The organism is Agromyces sp. Y182 (assembly GCF_059445385.1).
On the sequence record NZ_JCAIUF010000001.1, the window covers coordinates 2,282,155 to 2,300,619 of the forward strand.

The 18,465-nt window shown below is 70.1% G+C and carries 14 protein-coding genes; 4 read left to right on the top strand and 10 right to left on the bottom strand.

What is annotated here, in order from left to right:
- Positions 1-2: 2 nt before the first annotated feature.
- From hutI to hutH, 4 genes are all read right to left on the bottom strand, one after another.
- Positions 3-1,259 (bottom strand): imidazolonepropionase, encoded by a 1,257-nt coding sequence (hutI, locus tag AC1C2R_RS10630; protein WP_495379873.1) that lies wholly within the window; start codon positions 1,257-1,259, stop codon positions 3-5.
- Entirely contained in the window at positions 1,256-2,989 is a 1,734-nt protein-coding gene (gene hutU, locus AC1C2R_RS10635) for a urocanate hydratase (protein ID WP_495379874.1), read from the bottom strand. The genes hutI and hutU overlap by 4 nt, the downstream gene beginning before the upstream one ends.
- A 78-nt stretch (positions 2,990-3,067) precedes the next feature.
- On the bottom strand, positions 3,068-4,405 hold the full coding sequence (locus AC1C2R_RS10640; RefSeq protein ID WP_495379875.1) for a M23 family metallopeptidase: 1,338 nt from the start codon (positions 4,403-4,405) through the stop codon (positions 3,068-3,070).
- A gap of 222 nt (positions 4,406-4,627) precedes the next feature.
- Positions 4,628-6,409, bottom strand: a complete 1,782-nt coding sequence (gene hutH / locus AC1C2R_RS10645; protein ID WP_495379876.1) for a histidine ammonia-lyase — start codon at positions 6,407-6,409, stop codon at positions 4,628-4,630.
- A gap of 152 nt (positions 6,410-6,561) precedes the next feature.
- On the opposite strand from hutH, the gene AC1C2R_RS10650 reads away from it, so the two are divergent.
- Positions 6,562-7,419: an IclR family transcriptional regulator gene (locus AC1C2R_RS10650; protein WP_495379877.1), complete on the top strand. Its 858-nt coding sequence runs from the start codon at positions 6,562-6,564 to the stop codon at positions 7,417-7,419.
- 109 nt (positions 7,420-7,528) lie between these two features.
- On the opposite strand, the gene AC1C2R_RS10655 is transcribed toward AC1C2R_RS10650, so the two are convergent.
- Entirely contained in the window at positions 7,529-8,128 is a 600-nt protein-coding gene (locus AC1C2R_RS10655; protein WP_495352450.1) for an antibiotic biosynthesis monooxygenase, read from the bottom strand.
- Positions 8,125-8,568, bottom strand: coding sequence for a MarR family winged helix-turn-helix transcriptional regulator (locus AC1C2R_RS10660; protein WP_495352451.1), 444 nt, complete (start codon positions 8,566-8,568; stop codon positions 8,125-8,127). Before AC1C2R_RS10660 ends, AC1C2R_RS10655 begins: the two co-directional genes overlap by 4 nt.
- A gap of 73 nt (positions 8,569-8,641) precedes the next feature.
- On the opposite strand from AC1C2R_RS10660, the gene AC1C2R_RS10665 reads away from it, so the two are divergent.
- Positions 8,642-9,034, top strand: a complete 393-nt coding sequence (locus AC1C2R_RS10665) for a hypothetical protein (RefSeq protein WP_495352452.1) — start codon at positions 8,642-8,644, stop codon at positions 9,032-9,034.
- A complete protein-coding gene (locus AC1C2R_RS10670; RefSeq protein ID WP_495379878.1) occupies positions 9,031-10,626 on the top strand; it encodes a multicopper oxidase family protein in 1,596 nt (531 codons plus the stop codon). The genes AC1C2R_RS10665 and AC1C2R_RS10670 overlap by 4 nt, the downstream gene beginning before the upstream one ends.
- A gap of 35 nt (positions 10,627-10,661) precedes the next feature.
- On the opposite strand, the gene AC1C2R_RS10675 is transcribed toward AC1C2R_RS10670, so the two are convergent.
- Positions 10,662-12,092, bottom strand: a complete 1,431-nt coding sequence (locus AC1C2R_RS10675; protein ID WP_495379879.1) for a MinD/ParA family ATP-binding protein — start codon at positions 12,090-12,092, stop codon at positions 10,662-10,664.
- A gap of 177 nt (positions 12,093-12,269) precedes the next feature.
- A complete protein-coding gene (locus tag AC1C2R_RS10680) occupies positions 12,270-13,739 on the bottom strand; it encodes an acyltransferase family protein (RefSeq protein WP_495379880.1) in 1,470 nt (489 codons plus the stop codon).
- 153 nt (positions 13,740-13,892) lie between these two features.
- On the opposite strand from AC1C2R_RS10680, the gene AC1C2R_RS10685 reads away from it, so the two are divergent.
- Positions 13,893-15,767, top strand: a complete 1,875-nt coding sequence (locus AC1C2R_RS10685) for an alkyl/aryl-sulfatase (protein ID WP_495379881.1) — start codon at positions 13,893-13,895, stop codon at positions 15,765-15,767.
- A 716-nt stretch (positions 15,768-16,483) separates the two neighbouring features.
- Here AC1C2R_RS10685 and AC1C2R_RS10690 read toward each other — a convergent pair.
- Together AC1C2R_RS10690 and AC1C2R_RS10695 are read right to left on the bottom strand one after the other, a co-directional pair.
- Entirely contained in the window at positions 16,484-17,155 is a 672-nt protein-coding gene (locus AC1C2R_RS10690) for a response regulator (protein WP_495379882.1), read from the bottom strand.
- The gene (locus AC1C2R_RS10695; RefSeq protein ID WP_495352458.1) at positions 17,152-18,405 is read right to left on the bottom strand and encodes a sensor histidine kinase; all 1,254 of its coding nucleotides are present in this window, start codon (positions 18,403-18,405) and stop codon (positions 17,152-17,154) included. The genes AC1C2R_RS10690 and AC1C2R_RS10695 overlap by 4 nt, the downstream gene beginning before the upstream one ends.
- Between the last annotated feature and the right edge of the window lie 60 nt (positions 18,406-18,465).

The window sequence follows — 18,465 nt, forward strand, 5'->3', positions numbered from 1 at the left end:
CGTCACGCCCCGGCGACGACCTCGCCGTCCTTCCAGACACGCGCGACGAGCGGCACGCCCGGCCGGTAGGCGAGGTGCACGTGGCTCGGCGCGTCGAGCAGGACGAGGTCGCCTCGTGCGCCCGGGCGGATCGCCCCGACATCCGTTCGCCTGAGCGACTCTGCCCCGCCCGCGGTCGACGCCCACACCGCCTCAGCCGGCGTCATGCCCATGTCGCGCACGGCGACGGCGATGCAGAACGGCATCGAGCTCGTGAAGCTCGAGCCCGGGTTGCAGTCGCTCGCGAGGGCGACGGTGACCCCGGCGTTGATCAGGCGTCGCGCATCGGGGTAGGGCTGGCGCGTCGAGAACTCCACGCCCGGCAGCAGGGTCGCGACGGTGCCTCCCGCAGCGAGCGCCGAGACATCCGCATCGCTCAGGTAGGTGCAGTGGTCGACGGAGGCGGCGCCGAGCTCGACCGCGAGCCGCACGCCCTCGCCCGGCCCGAGCTGGTTGCCGTGCACGCGCACGCCGAGTCCGGCAGCGGCGCCCGCTTCGAGCACCCGCCGGGATTGTTCGGCCGTGAAGGCGCCGCGCTCGCAGAACGCGTCGACCCATTTCGAGTACGGCGCGCACGCGGCGAGCATCTCGCCGACGATGAGGTCGACGTAGGCGTCGGGGTTGTCGGCGAACTCGGCCGGCACCACGTGCGCGCCGAGGAATGTGACCTCCTCGGTGACCTCGCGGGCGAGGCGCACGAGTCGCTCCTCTGCCTCGACGCTCAAGCCGTAGCCGCTCTTGATCTCGAAGGTGGTCGTGCCCTGCCCGTGCAGTTCGTCGACGAAGCCCGCAAGGCGCGTGCGCAGTTCGTCGTCGGTCGCAGCCCGAGTCGCGGCGACGGTCGAGCGGATGCCGCCCGCCTCGTACCGGCGGCCCGCCATGCGTGCGGCGAACTCCTCGGCGCGATCACCGCCGAAGATGAGGTGCGTGTGGCTGTCGACGAAGCCGGGGATGACGGCGCGGCCGCCGGCGTCGAGCTGCTTCGTTCCGGGGGTGCTTTCGCGCCGGATTCCCCCCGAATCGGTCGAGTTCTGGCGCGAAAGCACCCCCGGAGCATCCGCCGCGGGGCCGACCCAGGCGATGCGGCCGTCGTCGACGAGCACTGCCGCATCGCGGATGATGCCGAGCGGGCCGCCTTCGCGCCCGGGCAGCGGGTCATTCGTGACCAGCTCGCCGATGTTCGTCAGCAGCATGCGCCCCGCGGCAGCCCCGTCGCTCATGACTCGAGCATAGGTACGCGCAGGCCGCGCTCGCGGGCGACCTCGACGGCACGGTCGTAGCCGGCATCGACGTGCCGCATGACACCGGTGCCCGGGTCGTTCACGAGCACGCGCGCGATCTTCTCGGCGGCGAGCGGTGTTCCGTCGGCGACGACGACCTGCCCGGCGTGGATCGAGCGGCCGATGCCCACGCCGCCGCCGTGGTGGATCGACACCCAGGTCGCACCCGATGCCGTGTTGAGCAGCGCGTTGAGCAGCGGCCAGTCGGCGATCGCGTCGGAGCCGTCGGCCATCGCCTCGGTCTCGCGGTACGGGCTCGCGACCGAGCCCGAGTCGAGGTGGTCGCGGCCGATCACGACGGGTGCGCTCAGCTCGCCCGACGCGACCATCTCGTTGAACTTCAGCCCCGCGAGGTGGCGCTCCTGGTAGCCGAGCCAGCAGATGCGGGCGGGCAGGCCCTCGAAGCGCACCTTCTCGCCGGCCTTCATGATCCAGCGGCGCAAGTGCTCGTCGTCGGGGAAGAGCTCGAGGATCGCACGGTCGGTCGCCGCGATGTCGGCCGGGTCGCCCGAGAGCGCCGCCCAGCGGAACGGCCCCTTGCCCTCGGCGAAGAGCGGGCGGATGTAGGCGGGCACGAAGCCCGGGAACGCGAACGCGCGCTCGTGCGCGAGCCCGCCGAGCTCTGCCTCGCGCCGGATCGAGTTGCCGTAGTCGAAGACCTCGGCGCCGGCATCGAGGAAGCCGACCATCGCCTCGACCTGCTTGGCCATCGAGGCACGGGCGCGGTCGGTGAAGGCTTCGGGGTCGGATGCCGCGAGCTCATGCCACTCCGCAACGCTCACGCCTTCGGGTAGGTACGACAACGGGTCGTGCGCGCTCGTCTGGTCGGTGACGATGTCGATCGCCACGCCGCGGGCGAGCAGTTCGGGGAACACGGATGCCGCATTGCCGACGACACCGACGCTGAGCGGGCGGCGCTCGGCCTTCGCCCCGAGCACCCGTGCGACGGCGTCATCGAGGTCGCCGGCGAGCTCGTCGAGGTAGCCGTGCTCGACGCGGCGCGCGAGCCGCGTCTCGTCGACGTCGACGATGAGCACGACGCCCTCGTTCATCGTCACTGCGAGCGGCTGCGCGCCGCCCATGCCGCCGCAGCCGCCGGTGAGGGTGAGGGTGCCGGCGAGGCTCCCGTCGAAGCGCGCGCGCGCGATCGCGCCGAACGTCTCGTAGGTGCCTTGCAGGATGCCCTGCGTGCCGATGTAGATCCACGAGCCGGCGGTCATCTGGCCGTACATCGTGAGGCCGAGCTGCTCGAGCCGGCGGAACTCGGGCCACGTCGCCCAATCGCCGACGAGGTTCGAGTTGGCGATGAGCACGCGCGGCGCCCACTCGTGCGTGCGGAAGACGCCGACGGGCTTGCCCGACTGCACGAGCAGCGTCTCGTCGGCCTCGAGCCCCTCGAGCGTGCGCACGATGGCGTCGAACGACTCCCAGTTGCGCGCGGCCTTGCCCGTGCCGCCGTAGACGATGAGGTCTTCGGGGCGCTCGGCGACCTCGGGGTCGAGGTTGTTCATGAGCATGCGCAGCGGCGCCTCGGTCTGCCAGCTCTTCGCGGTGAGGGTGGTGCCGCGGGCGGCGCGCACACGTCGACCAGCCTCGGTGCGGGCGGTACGCCCGCCCCCTGTATCAGCCGTCGGCAGAGAGGTCGGGGCTTCGATGGGTGCGTCGGTCATGTTCCGATGCTCGCTCACGCGCAGGGCGACGACAACGGATGTCGCGAGCGATGCGTCTGGGATTCCAGACGAACGACCTCAGCCGAGTGCGATGCCGCGGGCCGTCATGAAGGGCACCGAGTCGATCGCGATACCGTCGATGCGCACCTCGAAGTGCAGGTGACAGCCGGTCGAGGCGCCGGTGGAGCCGACGGCGCCGATCAGCTGGCCGGCCGTCACGGTCTCGCCGGGCTCGACGAGAATGCCGCCGTCGACCAGGTGCGCGTAGCCGGTCGAGACCCCGGCTCCGTGCTCGACGAGGATCCAGTTGCCGTAGGTGCCGTTGGCGCGGGCTTCGACGACCACACCGCCCGTCGCGGCGAAGACGGGCGAGCCGCAGCCGGCCGCGACATCCGTGCCTCGATGGAATTCGTTCACACCCGCGAGTGGCTTGTCGGGCCGCGGGCCGAACCCGTCGGTCTCGTGGCCGGTCACCGGCGAAGCCCAGCCCTGTTCGCTCAGCTGGCCCGCATCGCGCGGAAGGGAGTCGAGGATGGCGACACTCGAGGCGGCGACTCTCGTCTGCAGGCCGGAGAAGTCTTGGCGGGCGGATGCCACGTCGACCTCGGCTGCGGCAAGCGTGCTCTGAGCCGACTCGACCGGCACGGCGTCGACGTCGCTCCAGGCGGTCGCGGACTGCTCTTCGGCGAGCTCGGACTCATCGGCGCGCTTCTCGGCGAGCTTCTGCAACTTCACGGCGTCGCCGGTGATCTGGTTGACGCGTGCGACTCCGCCGAGGCCCGCGAGCAAGTCTTTGCCCGAGCCGAATGCCGCACTCATCGAGGTCAGCGACGCGTCGCCTCCCCGTGCTGCCGCAACGTAGATGCTCGCGGCGGTGGCAGCCGCTTCGTTCGCCTCGTCAGCCCTCTCCTCCAGTTGCTCGGCGAGGGAACGAGCGACCTCGCGCGTCGATTGCGCCGTCTCGAGTTCGGCCTCGGCCGTCTGCAGCTCGGCCGTCGCCCGGTCGATCGCCGTGCGGGCGGAGAGCAGTGCACCGAGTTGGGGGTCGGCGCCCGTCGAGATGCGCGCGTACGGGCCGTCGCCGATGAGCAGCGGGCCACGAGGTGCGGCGACGGGTGCAGTCGGAGCGGGCGGCTCGGGCGTGGGGGTCGGGGTGGGGGTTGGAGTCGGCGTCTCGGTCGGCTCCGGCGTTTCAGTCGGCTCTGGCGTCTCGGTCGGCTCCGGCGTCGGGGTTGGCGACTCGGTCGGCTCCGGCGTCTCAGGTGGCTCGGTCTCAGGTGGCTCGGTGGCTGGTGGCTCGGTCGCGGGAGGCTCGGTGACTGGTGGCTCGGTCGCTGGAGTCTCCGTCGCCGAACCGTCGTCCGTCGACAGACCCTCGGTAGCAGGCGCGGTCGCAGTCGAGGTCTGCGCCGGCACTGGCTCCTCCGCGAACGCGGGGCTCACCGACAGCGAACTGACCAGAACGGCAACCGCGGCCGCAGCGAGGGCAACCCTCTCATTCCGAGCGCCCGGCGTTCGGAGAGGATGTTTCAGGCCGGCGACGAATCTCGACATAGGGTTCCGTTCGATCCGGCTCCGGAGCCGGACTCCCAACAGTCTTTCATCGCCCAGGGGGTGACACAACCGCCTCTTCGAGGCTCAGTCGAGCTCTCCGGCGACGGATTCCGCCGCCATCAGCACATCTCCCCGTGCAGTCATCGCCGAGATCACTTCGATCTCGGGGGAGAGGAATCGGTCGGGGCCGGGTACCGCGCCGATTTGCGCGATGAGCGACACGACAGCGCCGGTAGCGGCCCCGGGCACGAGCGGTGCCCGGAGGGCGAGGCCGCGCGCCGCAGTCATGACCTCGATCGCGAGCACGCGCGCGAGCCCGTCGATCGCACGGCGCAGCTTCCGCCCTGCCGCCCAGCCCATCGAGACGTGGTCCTCCTGCATCGCAGATGAAGGGATCGAGTCGACGGATGCCGGCACCGCGAGTCGCTTCAGCTCGCTCACGATGCCTGCGGCGGTGTACTGCGCGATCATGAGTCCCGAGTCGACGCCCACCTCGTGAGCGAGGAATGGCGGCAGGCCCTGGTTGCGCGCACGGTCGAGGAACCGGTCGGTGCGCCGCTCGCTCATCGACGCGACATCCGCCACCGCGATCGCGAGGAAGTCGAGCACGTACCCGACCGGCGCCCCGTGGAAGTTGCCGTTCGACTCGACACGCCCGTCGAGGGTGAGCACCGGGTTGTCGATCGCGCTCGCGAGCTCGGCATCGGCGACGGATGCCGCGTGCGCGAGCGTGTCGCGAGCGGCGCCGTGCACCTGGGGGGCGCAGCGCAGCGAGTACGCGTCTTGCACCCGGGTGCACTCGGGGCCCTTGTGGCTCGCGACGATCGGCGATCCGGCGAGCAGTCGTCGCAGGTTCGCAGCGGATGCCGCCTGGCCGGCGTGAGGCCGCAGCCGGTGCAGGTCTTCGGCGAACACGGCGTCGGTGCCCATGAGTCCTTCGACGCTCATGGCCGCTGCGATGTCGGCGGTGGTCAGGAGCATCCGCAGGTCGTCGATCGCGAGGGCGAGCATGCCGAGCATGCCGTCGGTGCCGTTGATGAGGGCGAGGCCCTCCTTCTCGCCGAGGCGGAGCGGCGTGATGCCGGCGGCGGCGAGGGCCTCGGCCGCGGGCATGAGGTCGCCTGGCGCCCCGCCCGCTGGTCGAGTAGCGCCCGGCGCCCCGCCCGCTGGTCGAGTAGCGCCCGGCGCAGGAGGACGCGTATCGAGACCACCCGAACCGGTCTCGATACGCTCGCTGGCGCTCGCTACTCGACCAACGGAATCCACGCGCACTTCTCCCTCGCCCATCGCCACGAGCGCACAGTGCGCGAGCGGTGCGAGGTCGCCGGAGCATCCGAGTGATCCGTATTCGCGCACGACCGGGGTGATACCCGCGTTGAGAATCGCCGCGTAGGTCTCGGCGGTCTCGCGGCGCACGCCGGTGCGGCCGGTCATGAGCGTCGAGAGTCGCAGGAGCATGAGCGCGCGGACGACCTCGGTCTCGACCTCGGCGCCCGAGCCGGCGGCGTGCGAGCGCACGAGGCTCGCTTGCAACTGGGCACGGCGGTCCTCGGCGATGAAGGTCGTGGCGAGGGCCCCGAATCCGGTAGAGATGCCATAGTGCGGCTCGGGGTCGGCGGCGAGGCCTTCGATGATCGAGCGGCTCGCGGCGACGACGTCGAGCGCGGTGGGGTCGAGCACGACGGATGCCCCGTGGCGGGCGACCGCGACGACCTCGCCGATGCCGAGCGGACCGGTGCCGACGGTGATGGTGTCGCCAGTGCTGGTGTCGACGGTGCTGGTGCCAGTGCCAGTGCCGGTGCCGGTGCCGACGGCGTCGGATGCCGCGGCGCGGGCGCGGTCGGCTGCGGGGTCGATGCTGCTCATGCATCCGATTCCACACCGCCCTCGCGCGCGCGGGAACACCGTGCGCCCCCTCGCCGTCCGGTATCCCAGACGAAGCGTAGGCTGGGCGCATCCGCTCGGCCGATCCTCCGTCCACGGTCCACGGTCCGCGCTCATCATCGAAAGTGCACAAGATGTCGGAATCCTCGCCCCGAAGCGACAATTCGCGCACTCTCGATGCATCCGTCGTTCTGCCACCGAAGGCGGGCACGGGCGGAGGAGTCAAGGTGCCGGCGGCCGACCAGACGCTCGCGATCCTCGCGCATCTCGCCGCGCAGCGCGGGCCGGTGCCCGCTGCGACGATCGCGCACGCGCTCGGGTTTCCGCGGTCGACGGTGTACCACCTGCTCGCGGTGATGCAGCAGCGCGGATTCGTCGTGCACTTGCCCGAGGAGCGTCGCTACGGTCTCGGCATCGCCGCGTTCGAACTCTCGAGCGGGTTCTCGCGCCAGCAGCCGCTCGCGCGCCTCGGCCGCCCGCTCGTCGCGGCCCTCGTCGACCTCCTCGGCGAGAGCGGACACCTCGCCGTGCTGCACGGGCGCGACGTGCTCTACCTCGTCGAGGAACGCGCCCCGCGGCGCCCGTCGCTCGTCACCGACGTCGGTGTGCGCCTGCCCGCCCACCTCACCGCCACGGGCCGGGCGATGCTCGCCGAGCTGCCACCCGCGCAGCTCCGCGCGCTCTACCCCGACCGGGCTGCGTTCGCCTCACGCGTGAACGAGGGCGCTCCGGATGCCGCGGAGTGGAGCTACGGTCGCCTGAAACGCGTGCTCGCGAGCGTGCGCGAAGCGGGGTTCGCCGCCGAAGACGGCGAGGTCACCGGCGGCCTCGCCTCGGTGGGCGTCGCCGTCGTCGACCATCTCGGATGGCCCGCGGCCGCGATCGCCGTGACATTCCCCGATGATGCGCGGCCGGAGCTCGAAGCGCAGGCGGTCACGGGAGTGCGAGAGGCGGCGGCGCTGCTGTCACGGCGCATCCGCGGCATCCGCTGATCGCGTCTGCTCGCTGAGCTCGTCGAGTGGGTGGCCCTGCGACAGGCTCAGGGCGCGGCGATGGCTCAGCGAGGGCGCGGCGATGGCTCAGCGAGGGCGCAGCGATGGCTCAGCGCGCGTGCGGCGCGAGCCATCGCCGCAGCATGCGCGTGACGAAGGGCAGCGCCCAGAAGGTCATGACCGGGGTGAGCAGGAGCGTCGTGATGAGCACCTTCCAGACGACGGCGAGGTCGTCCCAGCCGGGCACGAACGAGGTGACGAGCAGGGTGAAGGCGAGGTTCACCGGGAAGAAGCCGAGCCAGATGGTCACCGCCTGCTTCCACCGCGGCGGTGCGGGCGGCAGTTCATCGAGGGCATCGGATGCCGCGGCATCCGCCACCGGAACCGACCCCGTCGCCGGGTCGTCGAACCAGCCCTCGATGCCGGTGCGCCGCTTGCTGCGCTCCGAGCGCACGAAGCCCTCGCCCATCGAGAGCCACCACGTGCGCTCGGTCGAGCGTTCCCATGCTTCGAGGGTCTCTTCGCTCGCGAAGCGGTAGAGCATGTGCCACACCTGCGAGCCCTCGCCGGCGCGCACCCAGCCCGAACCGAGGAAGCCCGGGTATTTGGCGGCGAGGTTCACGCCGGTCTGCACCCACGCGGTCGCCTCGGCGATGCGTTCGGGGTCGACCTCGCGCCGAATCGAGACGGTGATCGGTTCGCCGGTCATGACTCCATTCCCGGGGTGGGCTGCAGGATGCGTTCCAGGATCGACTTCAAGGTTTCCATGTCGTGTGGGCCGACGGCTCCGAACAGCTCATCGGCCACGCGCTGCGTGTGCTGCTGCGCCGCACGAAGGGCTCGGTCTCCATCGTCTGTCAATCCGAGAATGGTGACCCTGCGGTCGAGGGTGGATTGCGTCCGGGAGACGTATCCGAGTCGTTCGAGGTCGTCGATCATGCGCACCATGCCGGTCTTGTCGGTGATCAGGCGCGCAACGAGGTCGCGTTGAGTGTGCACGCCGTCGCGGATCAGGAACATCACCGTGACGTGCCTGTTCGTCAGGCTCGTCGGTCGAAGCGCGGTGTTCAACTGCTGGGTGGCCAGTGTGTAGACCCGGTGGAGCAGGAGACCCACCTCGATCGACACTCGCCCGCCGTCATCGCTCATGTTTTCCATTCTCTCGCACATTGATCCACATGCGAATTGTTCCAAATGGATCTAATTCGATAGGCTTCCCATCATGTCTTCTCCCGATGACGCGCCCCGCAGCGGGCGACGGTGGCCGGTGTGGTTCCTGCGTTTCGCGCTGGCGGTGACGGCTGTGCTGATGTTCGATCAGGCGGTGCTGGCCGGTCAGTTCATGGCGGGGGTGTACCCGGCGCTCGCGACGCATCGCGACATGGCGATCGTCACGGGAGTGGCGACGCTGGTCTGCGTCATCGCGGCCGTGCTGGTGCGCTGGCCCGGGGGCGGACCGTGGTGGCCGATTGCGGCGACGGTCGGTCTGGTCGGATTGATGTCGCTGCAGGCGTTCGCCGGGTTCCGCTCAGTGCTCGCGCTCCACATCCCGCTCGGCGTGACCGTGATCATGCTGACGGCGGCATTGACGGTGTGGGCCTGGTGGAGGCGGTGACTCGACCGATCAACCGGCGGCTGTTCATCGGCGGCGTCTTCGGCGGGGTCGTCGCAGTCGGGGTGGGGGTGCCCATCGCACTGAGCCTCGGCGGCGCACCGACCTCGACCGGGAACCTGCTGACCAGTCAGCTGCCTCTCCCGAAGCCGTTCCAGCGCCGTCTGACGATTCCGCCGGTGCTCGCGCCGGTGCGGAGCGATGCCGACACCGACTACTACCGGGTCACGCAGCAGATCACGTCCGCGGAGATCGTCCCGGGCCTGCAGACCGAGCTGTGGACCTACGGCGGTTCGTTCCCAGGGCCGACGATCGAGAGCCGTCGCGGGCGCACGGCCGTCGTCACACACGTCAACGAACTGCCGTTGCCGACGGTCGTGCACTTGCACGGGGGTCGCACGCCGATGGCCAGCGACGGTTATCCGATCGACTTCGTCTACCCGGTCGACCGCAGCGGCTACGACCGACAGCTCGGCAGTCGTGACCACATCTCCTCCGGGCACGACTCGGCGATGACGATGGTCGGCGATACCAGCGACGGCGAGCGTGACTACACCTTTCCACTCGACCAGCGTGCGGCGACCCTCTGGTATCACGATCACCGCATGGACTTCACCGGCCCGAGCGTGTGGCGGGGCCTCGCCGGGTTCCATCTCCACCGTGACGACGAGGAGGAGGCCCTCGGGCTCCCCGCCGGGGAGCGCGAGTTGCCGCTGATGATCCTCGACCGGAGCTTCACCGCCGACGGTTCGCTGAAGTATCCGAGCAGCGACCCGACGCTCGTGCACACGCCCGGCGTCACCGGCGACTACATCGCCGGGGTGCTCGGTGACGTCATGCTCGTCAACGGCACGCCCTGGCCGGTGGCGGAAGTCGACGGCGCACACCACCGACTGCGACTGCTGAACGCCTCGAACGCCCGGCGCCTCTCACTTCGACTCGACCCGCCGCTCCCCGGCGGCTTCATCGAGATCGGTACCGACGGCGGCCTGCTGGAATCCCCGCAAACGCACGACCACCTCGTCCTCGCGCCCGCTCAGCGCTTCGACGTGATCGTCGACTTCGGCGCCTACGCACCGGGCACCATCGTCACGCTCCGCAACGACTTCGACAGCGGCCGCATGGGCGAGGTGATGCAGTTCGTCGTCGGTGACCGGATCGATGACGCATTCGTCGTACCCGACCGGCTCTCCACGATCGAGCCGTTGCGCGCTGAAGACGCGGTGGTCAGGCGTTCGTTCCAGTTCCGTGAAGGAGAGGTCGGCGACATGCACGGCTGGCTCATCGGCGGCAAGCCGTTCAGCCCCGACGACATCGCCGCGACCGCAGTGCTCGGCACCGTGGAGGTCTGGGAGCTGTTCGCCGACTTCCACCACCCGGTGCACCTGCACCTGAACCCCTTCCAGGTGCTCGAGCGCGGCGCCGAGGGGCCGGGGCAATTCGACTCCGGATGGAAGGACACGATCGACCTCAACCCGGGCGAACAGGCCAAGATCGCCATCCGATTCGACGGATACCCCGGAAAGTACGTCTTCCACTGCCACAACCTCGAGCACGAGGACATGGCAATGATGGCGAACTTCGAGGTCAGATAGCCAGCTCCTATTCGCCTCCCGCAAGCGAGGCCGGCTCAGAGCTGGTCGGCGACGACGGCGGCGGCGTTGAGCCACGCGCCGTGGGTCTCGGGTGACAACGCCTCGAAGTCGATCGTGCCGCCGTCGACGAGCTCGTCGTCGTAGGGGATCGTCGTGACCGCGGCGGTCAGCGCCCCGAAGTGGTCGGTGAGGCGCTGCTCGAGCTCGCGGTCGGGCTTCTCCGACGGCGACGTCAGGATCGTGACGGCCCGGTCGACCTTGTCGCCGAAGCCCTTCTCGGCGAGGCCGTCGAGCAGCCACGCCGCGCTCGCCGCCGTGTCTTCGCGCACCGTCGAGACGATGACGAGTTGATCGGCCGCGGCGACGGCGGCAACCCAGTTCGAGGCCCGCATGTTGTTGCCGGTGTCGACGACGAGGAGTCGGTAGTACCGCGAGAGGGTTCGGTGCAGCCGGTCGAACGCCGCGTCGTCGATGGTGGATGTCGCCGCGGCATCCTCATCGGAGGCCAAGACGTCGAAGCGGGCGTCGACCTGCGTGCGCACGTAGTCGTCGAGCTGGCTGAGGCTCGCGACGCTCGGGTTCTCGAAGCGCTCGAGGTCGCCCAGCAGGTCGACGGCGGTGCGGTGGTGCGGCGTGTGCTGGGCGCGCCAGCCCAGGGTGCCGCGGGTCTCGTTGTTGTCCCACGCGAGGGTCGAGCCGCCGCGGAGCCTGCCGAACGTCGCGGCGAGCAGCAGCGTGCTCGTCGTCTTGTGCGCCCCGCCCTTCGGGTTCAGCACGACGATCGTGCGCGGGCCGTCGAGCCGCTTCTGCACGCGAGTCGTCTGCTCGTGCTTCGTCTGCTCGACGGTGCTCGGCTTCGGCGAGATGAGGCCGCCGCTGAGCCGGCGCACGCGCCCCTGCCACCCGGTCGTCGCGCGCAGCGGGCGCACCCGGGGGCGACTCGAGAGCAGGTCGTCGACCGTCGGGCGGTGCGGCTTGGCGTCGGCAGCAGCAGGCGTCGGGATGCCGGCACGAGCCGGTGCCGCCCGGACCTGGCCGGCCGGAGCAGGCGACGCCGTGACCAAGCCGGCCTGCGCCGGCCGAGTGGTGGCGGCCGAAGCAGACACGGGAGGCGGAGCGACCACGACGGGCACCGAGAGGTTCTGCGGCAGGATCGGAATCGGAGCGGTCGAGGTCGGCGTCGCCTCGGTGTATCCGCCGGGCGGCAGCGCGGCGGGTGCTTCGGTGACCCGCCCATCGGGTTCGACGGTCAGGGTCCAGTGCGACGAGTCGTCGATGAGCGAGGCGGTCGCCGGGGTTCCGAGGCGCTGAGCGCGATCTTGGACGAAGGCGACGACGCGGTCGCGCAACGCACCGCTGTCATCGGCCTGAATGCCGACGACGGAGCCGTCGGCATGGACGTCCGCCTGCGTGGCGGAGGTCAAGAACACCGTGACGCCATCCTGCGTGTTGGTCGATATAGACAAGACATTCCCCTCGTATGCACTGCGTATGTTCGAGCTGCCGCCCGACGTGCGGCGTGCGGAATACGCGACATCGACGATGTGCCGACGCCGGCTGCGGGCGACTCGCGCGCAATCGCGCCCGCATCGCCGGTCATTCCCCCGATGGCAGTCTATGCCGCGGCATCGCGCGGGCGCGATCTACGCGGTCGCGGCTGCCGGCGCCGCTGCCGTCGCTGCTGCCGTCGTCGCGAGCGCGATTCCGCTGCGGTGCGACCCGCGCTGAACCGCCGCCCAGACGGTCGCACTGCCGCGCAGCGCGACCACGAGCAGCGCGAGCGAGATGACGGCCTGCACCGGGCCGAACCCGGTCACGAGCACGACGGCGACGCCGGCGGCTCCGCAGACGGCATCGATCGCGGTCGACCATGCGGTCGGCGTCGTCGACGCGGGCGCCGAAACGGGCGCCGAGCCGGGCGCCGAAACGGCGGATGTCGCGGCCGACGTTGTGCGCCCCGCCGCCTTCGATCGCTCGAATCGTGCGAACACCAGGGTGACGGGCACCACGACCGCCGCGGCGACGCTCAGCCAGAGCGCCCGGCTCGCCCACCACTCGACGCTCAGCGGTTCGGGAAGGGGGAGCCCGAATCCGGCGTTCGCGACGAGCAGTGCACCGGCGAGCAGGATCAGCACGGGCAGGTGCCACAGGTAGACGGTCATCGCGCGCTCGCCGACGGCCGAGATCAGCCGCGAGGCATCCGCTCGCTCGACCCATGCCCTGATGCTGGGGCGTGCCAGCTGGAAGAGCGCGAGTTGGGCGATGCCGAGCACCACGAGGCACACGGTCGGCGGGTTGAGGTTCACGTACATGTCGAGTGAGTAGGGCCCGGCGAGGGTCAGCACGGCGAGCAGCGCGAGGGATGCCGCGGCCACGCCCCAGAGCGTGGTGCGTGCGAGCCGGTCGACACTGCCGTCGGCGAGGTGGAAGCCGAGCTGCTGCACGAGCAGCCACACCAGCAGCAGGTTGAGGAACCCGATCTCCTCGACGCCGGTCGAGATGCGCAGCACGTCGACGGCGACGACTCCTGCGAGCAGAGCGATCGGGGTGAGCACCCGTGCCCGTTCATGCGCGCGCACCATCACGGGCACGAGCGCCGAGGTGAGCACGTACACGCCGAGGAACCACAACGGCTGGCCGATGCGGAACCCTGCGGTCGCCACGAGCTCGGGCGCGAGCCCGGCGAGACTGAGGGCGACGAGCGCGCCGCCGACCACGGTGACGAGTGCGATCGCGGGCCGCACGAGCCGTTCGAGACGTGCCCGCACGTAGTCGGCTTCGCTCGCCCCTCGTGCGCGCATCGAACGCCAGTGGTGGAAGCTCGAGAATCCGCCGGCGATGAAGAAGAGCGGCATGATCTGCACCACCCAGCTCACGGGGCCGAACCACGCCTGCCCCTCGAGTGCGTTCTGCAGCACGGGGCCGTCTGGGCCGACGCTCACGCCGACCATCATCGCGTGGAGGGCGAAGACCACCACGAGCAGAAGCGCCCGGATCGCGTCGACGCTCGAGTCGCGGGCAACGCCTGAAGAATGGCGGGCGGATGCCCCGGTGCGCGGCGTCGCCGTACTGGGTGGCGCGATCCGGGGCGAACGGGTGAAGGTGTCGGTCATGATCGGCCCATCCGGGCGGCCCTTCCGCCCACGCAGGCAGGTTAGGAACGCGGCGGCCGGATGATCATCACCCCGTGGAGCCGTTCGGCGCCCCTACCGGGGTAGGGGCGAGGGTGCCATAGTCGGATCAGTCACTGACGATCAGGGGAGAACATGGACCAGAAGCCCGCATCCGCATCGATCGAGGCTGCGCATCACGCGCTGCGCAGCTCATTGCCGTTCTCGGTCACGCAGGACTTCGACGACGCCGATCGCGGGTTCCTCGGCGCGCTCGAGCCCGGAGTCGTGCACGCGGCCGACGGCCGGGTCGTGTGGGACAACGACAGCTACGCGTTCATCTCCGGCGACGCCCCCACAACGGTGAACCCCAGCCTCTGGCGGCAGTCGTCGCTCGTCGCCAAGCAGGGTCTCTACGAAGTCGTCGAGGGCATTTACCAGGTGCGCGGGCTCGACCTCTCGAACATCACCTTCGTCGAGGGCGACACCGGCGTCATCGTCATCGACCCGCTGATCTCCACCGAGACCGCTGCCGCCGCGCTCGCGCTCTACCGCACGCATCGAGGTGCCAAGCGGGTGGTCGCCGTCATCTACACGCACAGCCACGTCGACCACTTCGGCGGCGTCTTCGGCGTCGCGACCCAGGCTGAAGTCGACGCGGGCACGATCGCGGTGCTCGCCCCCGAGGGGTTCGTGGGGCATGCCGTGGCCGAGAACGTCTACGCCGGCACCGCCATGGCGCGCCGCGCCGGATACATGTACGGCGCAGTGCTCGATCGCGGTCCGCAGGGCCAGGTCGGGGCAGGGCTCGGTCAGACCACCTCGAGTGGAGAGGTCGGCCTGATCGTGCCGACGCTGGAGGTCACGACGACCGGCGAGACGCACACCATCGACGGCGTCGAGATCGAGTTCCAGATGGCGCCCGGCACCGAGGCGCCGGCCGAGATGCACTTCTACTTCCCGCGGTACCGGGCGTTGTGCATGGCCGAGAACGCGACGCACACCCTGCACAACCTGGTGACCCTCCGCGGTGCGCTCGTGCGCGACCCGCACGTGTGGTCGGCGTACCTCACCGAGGCGATCGAGACGTTCGGCGACAAGACCGACGCGGCCTTCGCCTCGCACCACTGGCCGACGTGGGGCGGCGAGCGCATCGTCGAGTTCATCGGCCTGCAGCGCGACCTCTACGCCTATCTGCACGATCAGACGCTTCGGCTGCTGAACCAGGGCTACACCGGCACCGAGATCGCCGAGATGCTCGAGCTGCCGCCGGCACTCGAGAACGCGTGGAACGCTCGCGGGTACTACGGATCGGTCAGCCACGACATCAAGGCGATCTACCAGCGCTACATGGGTTGGTTCGACGGCAACCCCGCGCGGCTCTGGTCGCACACGCCGTCGAACCTCGCGACTCGCTACGTCGACGCGATCGGCGGCATCGACCGCGTCGTCGAGGTTGCGCAGTCGGCATTCGACGCGGGCGACTTCAGGTGGGCAGCCACACTGCTCGACCACGCGGTCTTCGCCGACGAATCGCACGCGGCCGCGCGGGCGCTGTACGCCGACACGCTCGAGCAGCTCGCGTACGGCGCCGAGAACGGCACGTGGCGCAACTTCTTCCTCTCTGGAGCGACCGAGCTGCGGGACGGCAACTTCGGGACGCCGACCGCGACGAGCGCCCCCGCGATCGTCGGGCAGCTGAGCCCACAACAGATCTTCGACGCGATCGCCATCTCGGTGAACGGGCCGAAGGCGTGGGATCTGACGCTCGCGTTGGACGTCACGTTCACCGACCTCGGCACGAACTACCGGGCATCGTTGCACAACGGGGTCTTCATCGCCGTCGAGAAGTCGGCCGATGCAGAATCAGCGGATGTCACGCTGACGCTCACGAAAGCGCGCATGATCGCGCTCCTCGGCGGCGACCTGACGTCCCCGGGCCTCCAGGCCTCGGGCGACACCGGAGCGATGCCGACGCTGCTCGGCGTGCTCGATGCCGGCGACCCGTCGTTCGACATCGTGACCCCGTAGCGGGTGTCGCTGGTCGAGTAGGCGCCACACGGTGCTCGCGTACGTTCCGCGGACTTCGCCAACGATGCCGGCACCGTCGTGTACTCCGTCGCAGTGCAGGCTGCGCTCGATGTGTATCCGCAGCATGAGAAGGAAGTGGGCCGTGACTACAGATTCGTACAGGGGGTCTCCCAGCGACCGACCGAGAGCCGGGGCGCGAGGCATCCTGTTTCTCTTCGGAACGGTCGTTCCATGTCTTTGGGTAATCTGGGTCACTATTCGGATCGGGGTCGCAAACTCCCCACTCTTCGGAAGTCAGACCGAAGATGCCACTTATCCGCGCGATATGCCGGAACTCTGGATAACGGCCGTGATTCTCACTCTCACAAGCGCCGCGTTCATTGCGGTAGTTGTGCGCTCAACGCGCTTACGCGCAAGCACCGTCGTATTCACCACGTTGACGTTGGCGGCTACGGTGGTCAACTGGGCAATATTGCTGTTTCCGTAGGAAGCTCCGCCTCACCGGCGACGTGACGTCGCCGGTCCTCCAGGACTCGGGCTACACCGGAGCGATGCCGACGCTGCTCGGCGTGCTCGATGCCGGCGACCCGTCGTTCGACATCGTGACCCCGTAGCGGGTGTCGCTGGTCGAGTAGCGACGAGGGAGCGTATCGAGACCCGGGTGCGTGGTCTCGATACGCTCGCTGGCGCTCGCTACTCGACCTACAGAAAGGTGGTCACGAGCCGGGCTGCACGAGCCCGGTGTCGTATGCGAACACGACCGCGTGCACGCGATCGCGAAGCCGCAGCTTCTGCAGGATCTTGCTGACGTGGGTCTTCACCGTCTGCTCGGCGATGAAGAGGGCGGTGGCGATCTCCGAGTTCGACAGTCCGCGGCCGACGAGGGTGAGCACCTCGCGCTCGCGATCGGTGAGCTCGGCGAGACGCGTGCCCGATGGGCGGGGCGGCGGGCCCGACCGTGCGAAGTCCTCGATGAGGCGCCGGGTCACGCTCGGCGCGAGCAGCGCGTCGCCTGCGGCGACGATCCGTACGGCGGCAACGAGTTCTTCGGGCGTCGCGTCTTTCAGCAGGAACCCGCTCGCCCCGGCGCGGAGCGCCTCGTAGACGTAGTCGTCGATATCGAACGTCGTGAGCATGAGCACGCGCGGCACGTAGTCGGTGGAGCGCGGCGGGGTCTGCAGGGCCCGGGTCGCCTCGAGGCCGTTCCGGCCAGGCATCCGCACGTCCATCACGACCACATCGGGTCGCAGTTCGTGCGCCATCGCGACGGCCGCGTCGCCGTCTGACGCCTGCCCGACGACCTCGATGCCCGGCTGCGCGCCGAGCACGGCGGCGAAGCCGGCACGCACCATCGCCTGGTCGTCGGCGATCAGTACCGAGATCGTCACGCCGTTCCTCCATTCGAGCCGAGCGGCAGGGTCGTCAGAACACGGTAGCCCCCGCCGGGCAGCGCCCCGTACTCGGCGCGCCCGCCGAGCAGGGCCGCGCGCTCGCCGATGCCGATGAGACCGTGGCCGCCGCCCTTCGCGTCGGGCCCCGGGGCATCCGTCGCCGCCTCGTTCTCGATGCACACGACGAGGTCGTCGGCGAGCACCTCGACGGAGACGAAGGTCGACGCGCCCGGCGCATGCCGCACGACGTTGCTGAGCGCCTCTTGCACGATGCGGTACACGGCTGTCGACGCGAGCCCGGCGTCGGGCAACGCTTCGGCGATCGTGAGTTTCACCGGCACGCCGGCGCGTTCGACGGATGCCGCGAGCTCGGACAGTTGGGCGAGCCCCGGCTGCGGTGTGGTCTCCGCCGCGGCGTCGGCACTGCGCAGCACCCCGAGCAGTTGCCGCATCTCGGTCATCGCGGAGCGGGCGGAGACCGCGATCTCGGCGAACTCGGTCTTGGCCCCCTCGCTGAGACCTTCGACCCGGTACGGCGCGCTCGTCGCCTGCACGTGGATGATCGAGAGCCCGTGCGCGACGACGTCGTGCAGTTCGCGGGCGATGCGGTTGCGTTCTTCGACGAGCACTCGTCGCTGCTGCTCAGTGGCCGAGTGCTCGCGCTCGCGGAAGAGTTCGACGCCGATCAGTCGCCACTGCGCGAGGAGCACCGCGACGGCGAGCGCGAGCGCCGTGACGGCGGCGCCCGTCACCATGCTGGCTGCGGCGCCCGCGTCGACGAATGCGAACGGCATCGTGACGACCACGCCGGCGAACCAGGTTGCGAGCCCGACCCACCACGGTCGCATGAGGCCGAGCACGATGAGCAGGGCGCCCTGCCCGATGATCGTCGTGACGGGCCACGGCCACGGGGCGCCATCGGAACCGGCGGAGAGCAGCGCGAAGGCGAGCAGGCCGATCGTCGCAACCCCCGCGGCGACCCAGGGCAGGCGCACAGCGAGCGGGATGGAACCGGCGAGCATGAGACCCGTCGCGAACGCGGCGAGCAGGTGCACCCCGTAGACGGTCGCCGCGAGGGGAACCGCGACCGACAGGAGCAGCACGGCGAGGAGGGAGGTCGCCACCCACATCCACGCTCGGAACTGCCGCTCGTCAGGGCCGGCGACGCGCGGCGGCAGCGGCGGTGCGGGCGGGCGAGGGGCCGGGGCATCCGCTGGTCGAGGGCTGGTCTGGTCGATCTGGTCCATGATGCCAGTACTCTGTCACGCACCGTTCGGGCGCCGCATCCCTCTTGGGAGCCATTCGGC